This is a genomic window from Bacillus sp. Nf3 (genome assembly GCF_003028545.1).
GTDB classification, from domain to species: domain Bacteria; phylum Bacillota; class Bacilli; order Bacillales; family Bacillaceae; genus Bacillus; species Bacillus safensis.
The window spans coordinates 1-724 of record NZ_PYUA01000036.1; the positions used below are offsets into that span (position 1 = coordinate 1).

The 724-nt window shown below is 66.2% G+C and carries 2 protein-coding genes; both read left to right on the plus strand.

The features are described from left to right. On the plus strand, positions 1 to 379 hold a 379-nt coding region (locus tag C9414_RS20720; protein ID WP_107164297.1), incomplete at its 5' end, for a YbjQ family protein. Beyond that, positions 376 to 504: a hypothetical protein gene (locus tag C9414_RS20725; protein WP_258182659.1), complete on the plus strand. Its 129-nt coding sequence runs from the start codon at positions 376 to 378 to the stop codon at positions 502 to 504. The genes C9414_RS20720 and C9414_RS20725, both read left to right, overlap by 4 nt. Positions 505 to 724 lie beyond the last annotated feature (220 nt).

The following is a 724-nucleotide window of genomic DNA, read 5'->3' on the forward strand; positions in this document are numbered from 1 at the left end:
CCGGGCACCGATCGATCCGGCGCTGGTGCAGATCTATTCGACGCCACCGGCCGGCTCCCAGGAGATTGCCCAGCTGGAGTCGGCCTCGGCGGTCGGGTTCGGCACGCAGGGCCAGACCGATGCCGCAGTGGCACGCCTGAAGCGAGAAGCGGCGGCACTGGGCGCCAATGGCGTGGTGCTGATGGGCGTGGGCAGCAGCGGCTCGCCGGTGGGCATGTCGGTGGGTGCCGGCACCTTCGGTTCGCATGTCGGCGGTGGCGTCGGCATTGGCATTCCGACCACGCAGAAGCGTGCCGCCGGCGTGGCGATCTGGGTGCCGAACCCGGCACCGCCGGCGCGGTTGCCGACACAGGTGATCACCCCGCAACCGCAACGGTGATGCGATTCGGTAGTGCCGGCCGCTGGCCGGCAACCTCAGGGGCAACAGCCGAAGCAACAGCGTGCATTCCGTGGGATGGCGGGGTGGGTCCGGTTGCGGGGGACGGCGTAAATACGTCCATGTAGCCTCGGTCGCGCCATCCATGGCGCTCACGCCCCCGCAACCGGACCCACCCCGCCTTCGACAGTTCTCCGCGATCTGTCGGCATTGCTTTCTGTAGATCCACGCCATGCGTGGATGCTCTTTGTTCAATTGTCGAAGTATTCGAACTCGATGGAGATTCATCCACGCATGGCGTGGATCTACCAGATCGCAGAAATCTGTCAGAGGTGGGGCGGTGTCGGA